The 3025-nt window shown below is 73.1% G+C and carries 3 protein-coding genes and 1 pseudogene; all 4 read right to left on the reverse strand.

Going from position 1 to position 3025, the window contains the following annotated elements; genetic code table 11:
- Positions 1-285 (reverse strand): annotated as a pseudogene (locus tag ACFU99_RS39175) (hypothetical protein); the annotation flags it as partial.
- Between the two features lie 108 nt (positions 286-393).
- Complete coding sequence (locus ACFU99_RS39180; protein ID WP_384402168.1) at positions 394-828, reverse strand: SsgA family sporulation/cell division regulator; 435 nt, start codon at positions 826-828, stop codon at positions 394-396.
- Between the two features lie 42 nt (positions 829-870).
- Positions 871-1992: a C40 family peptidase gene (locus ACFU99_RS39185; RefSeq protein ID WP_384402171.1), complete on the reverse strand. Its 1122-nt coding sequence runs from the start codon at positions 1990-1992 to the stop codon at positions 871-873.
- Positions 1993-2084: 92 nt separating this feature from the next.
- Positions 2085-3025, reverse strand: a 941-nt coding sequence (locus tag ACFU99_RS39190; RefSeq protein WP_384402174.1) for an SPFH domain-containing protein, incomplete at its 5' end; no start/stop codon positions are given.

Consider the following 3025-nt stretch of genomic DNA (forward strand, 5'->3'; position numbering starts at 1 on the left):
GGCCCACCCGCAGGCCGCCGCGATGACCGCCACCCGCATCCCCGCGGCCTCGGCGTTGCGCGGCGACAGCCGGGAGACGCGGACCCGCAGCGCCGCCAGGTCGCCCTCGCGGGCGGCCCGTTCGACCAGGTCGCGGGCGACGCCGCGGTCGGGGGCGGCGGCGGCCCCGGCCGCGAGCGCGTCCAGCCGCACCCACGTGCCGATCATGGAGCGTACGGGTGTGCGCGGCGGCAGGAACCCGTGGAGGCGCGGGTCCTGCGGCGCGGTCTCGATCGCGGTCGTCATTGCGGCCATCCCTCTCGTACCAGCCATCCCTATCGTCCCACTCACCCCAAACGTCCGAGAGGCACCAGAGGTTCCATCAATCGATCGCTTTCGATCAATCCGCCGCCCTCACGGGCGAGTGCCCTCCAGCAGCCGCGCCACCTCCGCGTCGAGATCCAGGTGGCGGTGCTCCGTACCCGGCCGCACCAGCCGCGTCGTCTCGGCCGTCCAGTCGGCGAGGTCCGCCGCGCGCACCGCCAGCACGCAGCGCCCCTCGTCCCCGCTGAGCTGAAGGTGCACCCGCGCGGGGCACCCCCGGCCGTGGACCGGCCACACCGACACATCGCCCTCGCCGACCCGGCCCCGCGCCCCGCCCAGCAGCAGCTCGCGGGCGAAGAACCAGCTCGCGACCGTCTCGCCCCGGCAGGAGAAGACGACGGCGACCTCGTACGGGCGGTCACTGCGATAGCTGAAGCGGCCGAGCACCGGGATGGGCGGGCGGCCCGCCTCCCCGGGGCCGGGGAGGAGCTCCAGCATCAGAGTGCGGTTCGCTGTCGTGGCCACTGCGAGCAACCTTTCGTCGATGGAACCGGTCCACACCACTCGTCAGCCGACGCGGCCGTACATGTTCGGGTTGTAGTAGGCGAACGAGGAGATACGGACCGTCTTCCCCGGTCGCGGCGCCTCCAAGTACTGGCTGCCGCCCAGATAGATCGCCACGTGGTGGATGCCGGACACCGATCCGTCACTGGACCAGAAGACGAGGTCGCCCCGGCGCAGCTCGCCGCGCGAGATCTTCTTGGACGCGCGGTACTGGTCGTCGGCGACGCGCGGCAGGCTGATGCCCGCCCGGCGGTACGCCTGCTGGACGAGGCCGGAGCAGTCCCAGGCGTTCGGGCCGTTGCCGCCCCAGACGTAGGGGTCGCCGAGCTGCGCCATGGCGTACGAGATCGCGGCCTCCGTGCCGTGCCCGGAGGTGGCGGACCCCGAGCCGGAACCGCCGTGCGACCCCGAGCTGGAGCCGGAGCCCTGGGAAGAGGAGCCCCCGGACTTCCCGGTACGCGCCTCGTAGCGGTCCTTGTGGCTCGTCCACCACCAGCTGCCGTTGCTCTGGTACCAGTACACCCGGTCCGTGGAGTCCCAGCCCGACCGGCCCCGGAAGGTGGGGTTGGAGTTGTGGCCGGCCGACGAAGAGGAGGAGGCGGACGACGACGAGGACGAGGAGCCGCTGGACTGCGAGCCGCCCGCGTACCGCTCGTATCTGTCCTGGTGGCTCGTCCACCACCAGCTGCCGTTCTTCTGGTACCAGTACACCCGGTCCGTGGAGTCCCAGCCCGACTTGCCCCGGAACGTGGGGTTGGTGGAGTGGCCCGCAGTCGAGCGCCCGGCCGACGAAGAGGAAGAAGAAGACGACGACGAAGCGGTCGAACCGCCCCCGTGCGCCTTGTACTTGTCGTAGTGGCTCGTCCAGCGCCACCAGCCGCTGCCGTCCTTGTACCAGTACTTGGACCCGTCCCAGCCCGCGTGGCTCGGCGCCGGTTCGGCCGCGGCCGTTCCCGCCCCCGCGCCGACCAGGGCCGCGGCCCCCACCGCCGCCGCGATGGCGCCGCGCACCGTGCACCGCTGCGGGGTGCCGCCGTTGCGCCGTGCCGACTCGACCGCCGCGCCCGTGCAGAACGCGCACGCGCAGTCGGTCGGTATCTCCTCGCTGAATGCCGGTGTACGCACTCTTTACCGCCTTTCTCCAGGTGTCGCGGCCCATGGCCGCCTGTTCGCTCGGCAGCTGGACGCTCGGCACAGAGCGCAGCTCAGTGCTCGGCTCAGTGCTTGGCGGCCGAGTTGCCGCGCGCCGTGTAGAAGGCGACGGTCAGGTCCTTGACCAGCGCCTTGCGTTCGTAGTCGTCCAGTTCCACGAGCCCCCGCGCGGTCAGCCTGCTGACGGTGTCGTCCACCGCGTCCACCACCGACGTCAGCACCGAGTCGCGGTGCTTGGCGTCGATGGCCGCGATCTGGCTGCGCTGCATCGCCGCCGCGACCTCCGGCGCGTACTCGATCCGCGTCGGCTGCGCCGAGAAGACCTGCACGCCGATGGAGCGGACCTGGTCGGAGAGGACCTGGGTCAGCGCGTCGCCGACGGCCTCCGCGTCGCGCAGCGTCGGCGCGTCGTCGTGGAAGGCGTCCGCCGGGAGCTGGGACAGGACGCGAGCCATGGCCGCCTCGACCTGCTCGCTCAGATAGCCGGCGTAGTCGTCGACCGAGAGCGTGGCCCGCGCGGTGTCGCGCACCCGCCACACCACCAGGACCACGACCCGCAGCGCGACGCCCTTGGCGTCCACGGCGACCATGGGCTCGCTGCGCCAGTGCCGCAGCCGTACGTCCACCCGGCGGCGCAGCACCAGCGGGCTGATCCACACCAGCCCGGTGCGCCGCACGCTCCCCCGGTACCGGCCGAACAGCGACAGCACCCAGGCGCAGCCCACCCGGCCGCGGGTCAGCCCGCCGAAGGCCAGCAGCGCGACCACACCGCCCGCCGCGACGGCCGCCCACTCCCAGGGCCGTACGTCCGTACGCTCGTGGACCGGCAGCCGGACGGCCTTCAGGGCCGCTTCCGGCAGGACGCCCACGCGCCACAGCAGCCAGCCGGAGCCGCCGAGGGCCAGCAGCCCGACGAAGACCGCCCACCAGCCGGAGAGCGCGGGGCCGGGCCGCTCGACGAGGTCGGCGTCGCCCTCGGGGGCCTCGCGCGTCTCGGGCCGGGGCT

The sequence above is a fragment of the Streptomyces sp. NPDC057654 genome (assembly GCF_042800135.1).
Taxonomy (GTDB): Bacteria; Actinomycetota; Actinomycetes; order Streptomycetales; family Streptomycetaceae; genus Streptomyces.